Consider the following 4,250-nt stretch of genomic DNA (forward strand, 5'->3'; position numbering starts at 1 on the left):
GATTAGCTCATAAAACTAAATAGTGTTTGTAACTTAAAGTTACATTTATTGGAATTAACGTTGACATATTGTCATTCAGTTTTCAATGTTCATTTTTAACAATTACATTTATTAATTATATCAACAATCAATATCTCTTGTCAAGAACTTTTTTTAATTTTTTTATCAGTTCAAAAACTTAATTGATTATTTCAACATTTAATATCTTATAATGTTTTTGTTTTGTTTTCAATAGTCAAAATTACACTTTCTTAACATTAATTTAAAAAACTTAACTTTGTCTTTCAAGAAATGTTATGTGTTTTTGACGACTTTTATATAATAGCAAGATTAATTTAGAACGTCAATCATATACAAGACAAAAATAAGTTTAATATTTCACATGTGATGTATCCTTTAATTATAAAGAGTATATTTTATACTAATTACATTAAAAAAATAGTTATTTTCCTTAGTTTATTAGTCCTTTTCATTGTTAATACAATGTCAATATAGACATTATCTCTTCTATAAAACAAATAAGTTTTTTCTATTTATATCTTTTTGTAATTAGCAAAATAGTAATGAATGCTGATCAATAACATAATTATTCTAAGTAATATCATCATTGTTATCACTCATTTTTAAGCATCTTCATTTAACAAATGTCTTAGTGTAATAAACTCATTTTTAATTTACCTGCTCTTTAATATATTTATTTTTCATTTCTTTCATTATAGAGTTATATGTCTTTAAATATTTATTTCCACTCTTTTGACTTTAAAATTACTTTTCTCTTATTTAAATAAGTTTCCCTAACATAAAAAAAGACTAGAACAAATCATTGTTCCAGTCTTTTAATCAAATATCGATTTAATTATATTCCCTATTCTTCTTTACCTTTGCATTCTTTACATAGCCCGTATATTTCCATGCGATGATGTGTTACGTCAAATTCAGTTATATGTTGAGCAAGTTGTTCCACTTCATCTAATTGCGGATAATGAAAATCGACTATCTTACCACATTTTTCACAAATAACATGATAATGATTATGTGTATTAAAGTCGAATCTACTTGAAGCATCTCCGTACGTTAATTCTTTTACAATGCCAATACTTTTAAATACTCTAAGATTGTTATATATCGTCGCAACACTAATATTTGGAAAATCAGGTGAAAGTGCTTGATAAATTTCATCCGCTGTTGGATGAGAATGAGAAGTAATTAGATAACGAATAATTGCTTGTCTTTGTGGTGTAATTCTGATTCCTGCTTTTCTTAAAGCTGCAATTGATTCTTCAAGTTCATGTTCTATGGACTCTAATTCTGCACTCATTGAATTCACCATCTTTCTACTTAATAATTATTATTACTTAATATTAATATAACTGTTAAGAAAGCGCGCTGTCAATAAGTACGGCATTTTTCAACTAGTATCCCTTATCTAAATCCACTCTATTCTCATTTACTTCATTCTTATTGAGAAAATCATTTAAATTTCTTTCAAATATCTCTGTAGCATCTTTTTTAATGTTTATATCATTACCTGTAATATGAGCAGTAATCGTCACATTATCTAAATCATATAATGGGTTGTCCGCTTCAAGGGGTTCATTTTCAAATACATCTAAATACGCATGACGAATCAATTTATTCTTCAACACTTCAACTATATCTTCTTGAGCAACTATCGTTCCTCTACCCACATTGATAAAGAGTGCTTCATCTTTCATTTTTTTGAAATGTGATTGATTTAATAAATGGTACGTTTCTTGTGTTTCTGGGAGTGAATTAATAATAATATCTGCTTTCCCTATTACATTGTCTAAATCTTCAATTTTGTAAGTTTCAGTAAATCCAGGTTTTTCTTTACCTGATTTACTCACTCCTACAATCTCTACATCAAATGGTGATAATAGTTTAACTGCACGTTGGGCAATTGCGCCTGTACCTAAGAATAAAATTTTCTCTCCATCTAAACGTCTACCAGTTAATGTAGAATCATATTTATGCTCTTTTTGATTAATATATGATGTACGCATTTTTTTATAATCATCTAATATAAACGCTAAGATAAATTCAGCTAATTGCTTTGCTTGCACACCTCTCGTATTAGTTAAGACAATGTCGCGTTCTTTTATATACTCTAACGGTAGATTATTAACGCCAGTAGCGTACCATGCAATCCACTTTAAATTTGGACATGACTCTATAAACGCTTTATCAACGCCACTAGAGTAACCAATTAATATATCCAGCTCTTTTTTTAATTCTTCAGGAATTTCTTCTGCTTTTTTGAAAAATGAAAATTCCAAATCTGGATATTTATTTTTCAACTCACTTTCTATATCTCCAAGTCTCTTTAAGCTAACGATCTTCATAGAGTTCACCCCAATATTTGTTTAAGCTCATCTAATTGTGTTTTTACTTTCACTTTTTCAATGACATCTATAATATAACCGTCTTCATCAATTACAAACGTAGTACGTACAATTCCCATACTCTCTTTGCCAAATGATTTCTTCAATTGATAAACGCCAGTAGCTTTAGAAAGTTGATAATCTTCATCTACTAATAAATCAAAATTCAAATTATGTTTGTTAATAAAATTTTGATGTTTTTTCTTAGAGTCTCCACTAATACCGTAAACTTGAACATCCATATCATTAAATAATGCTAAATTGTCTCTGAAATCGCATGCTTCTGTAGTACAAGTCGGTGTATTGTCTCTAGGATAAAAATATAAGATTGCTTTATTGCCTTTAAGTGTTTCATTAGTTATCCATTCACCATTTTGATTTTCTAACTTAAATTCTGGAAATTGTTCACCTTTGTTTAACATAATCTCACCTATTTCTTCTTATTATTAGTTATATGATACGATAGTAATGAATATTATTAAAATAAGAGAGGTTGATACTAAATGAAATTCACTGAGAGTGAACGTCTTCAAGAGTTATCTAATGAGTATATTTTAGGTGGAGTTAATTCGCCTTCTCGTTCTTATAAAGCAGTTGGTGGCGGTGCGCCAGTAGTTATGCGTGAAGGTCATGGTGCATATTTATATGATGTAGATGGCAATAAATTTATCGATTATTTACAAGCATACGGTCCAATCATTACTGGACATGCACATCCTCATATTACTGAAGCGATTCAAGATCAAGCAGCTAAAGGTGTATTATATGGTACCCCTACTGAGTTAGAAATTGAATTTAGTAAAAAATTACGTGAAGCTATCCCTTCATTAGAAAAAATTCGTTTCGTTAACTCTGGTACTGAAGCGGTAATGACTACTATCCGTGTTGCACGTGCTTATACTAAACGTAACAAGATTATTAAATTTGCAGGTTCATATCATGGTCACTCTGATTTAGTTTTAGTTGCTGCTGGTAGTGGCCCTTCACAATTAGGCTCTCCAGACTCTGCTGGTGTACCAGAAAGTGTAGCTAGAGAAGTCATCACTGTTCCGTTTAATGATGTTGAGTCTTACCGTGAAGCTATGAAACATTGGGGCGATGAAGTTGCTGCAGTATTAGTTGAACCTATCGTTGGTAACTTCGGTATGGTAGAACCTCAACCAGGATTTTTAGAAGAAGTAAACAAAATCACACATGATTATGGAGCATTAGTTATTTATGATGAAGTAATCACTGCCTTCCGCTTCCATTATGGTGCCGCTCAAGATTTATTAAATGTTTATCCTGATTTAACTGCTTTCGGTAAAATTATCGGTGGTGGTTTACCAATCGGTGGCTATGGTGGCCGTCAAGATATCATGGAACATGTTGCACCACTAGGTCCTGCTTATCAAGCTGGTACTATGGCTGGTAACCCTCTTTCAATGAGAGCAGGTATTGCATTATTAGAAGTTTTAGAACAAGATGGCGTTTATGAAAAATTAGATGCCCTAGGCAAACGACTAGAAGATGGATTAAATAAGTTAATTGAAAAACACAATATTACCGCTACGATTAACCGTGTTTATGGTTCATTAACTCTATACTTCACAGATGAAAAAATTACGCACTACGAACAAGTAGAAAATTCAGATGGTGAAGCATTTGCTAAATTCTTTAAATTAATGTTAAACCAAGGTATTAATTTAGCACCTTCTAAATTTGAAGCTTGGTTCTTAACTACTGAACACACAGAAGAAGATATTGATAAAACATTAGAAGCGGCTGATTACGCATTTAGCCAAATGAAATAAAACTTAAGATTTTAAAAAATAAGCCTATTAAATTGTTGTTTTCCCATTATAATAA

The 4,250-nt window shown here is 30.4% G+C and carries 4 protein-coding genes; 1 reads left to right on the forward strand and 3 read right to left on the reverse strand.

Features of this window, described 5'->3' with window-relative positions:
* Positions 1-865: 865 nt before the first annotated feature.
* The 3 genes from perR to bcp form a co-directional block, all read right to left on the reverse strand.
* Positions 866-1,318, reverse strand: coding sequence for a peroxide-responsive transcriptional repressor PerR (gene perR / locus CD127_RS10265; RefSeq protein ID WP_103298555.1), 453 nt, complete (start codon positions 1,316-1,318; stop codon positions 866-868).
* 94 nt (positions 1,319-1,412) lie between these two features.
* Positions 1,413-2,363, reverse strand: coding sequence for a phosphoglycerate dehydrogenase (locus tag CD127_RS10270; RefSeq protein WP_103366644.1), 951 nt, complete (start codon positions 2,361-2,363; stop codon positions 1,413-1,415).
* 5 nt (positions 2,364-2,368) lie between these two features.
* The gene (bcp, locus tag CD127_RS10275; protein ID WP_103298557.1) at positions 2,369-2,824 is read right to left on the reverse strand and encodes a thioredoxin-dependent thiol peroxidase; all 456 of its coding nucleotides are present in this window, start codon (positions 2,822-2,824) and stop codon (positions 2,369-2,371) included.
* Between the two features lie 81 nt (positions 2,825-2,905).
* Here bcp and CD127_RS10280 point away from each other — a divergent pair, with 81 nt between their 5' ends.
* Entirely contained in the window at positions 2,906-4,195 is a 1,290-nt protein-coding gene (locus CD127_RS10280) for a glutamate-1-semialdehyde 2,1-aminomutase (RefSeq protein ID WP_103298558.1), read from the forward strand.
* Positions 4,196-4,250 lie beyond the last annotated feature (55 nt).

It is taken from the genome of Staphylococcus petrasii (genome assembly GCF_002902565.1).
Lineage (GTDB): Bacteria > Bacillota > Bacilli > Staphylococcales > Staphylococcaceae > Staphylococcus > Staphylococcus petrasii.

What these genes read in the sequence shown, in the direction of transcription:
- perR (WP_103298555.1), bottom strand. Translation starts at nt 1,318, where the DNA reads ATGAGTGCAGAATTAGAGTCCATAGAACATGAACTTGAAGAATCAATT.
- CD127_RS10270 (WP_103366644.1), bottom strand. Translation starts at nt 2,363, where the DNA reads ATGAAGATCGTTAGCTTAAAGAGACTTGGAGATATAGAAAGTGAGTTG.
- bcp (WP_103298557.1), bottom strand. Translation starts at nt 2,824, where the DNA reads ATGTTAAACAAAGGTGAACAATTTCCAGAATTTAAGTTAGAAAATCAA.
- CD127_RS10280 (WP_103298558.1), top strand. Translation starts at nt 2,906, where the DNA reads ATGAAATTCACTGAGAGTGAACGTCTTCAAGAGTTATCTAATGAGTAT.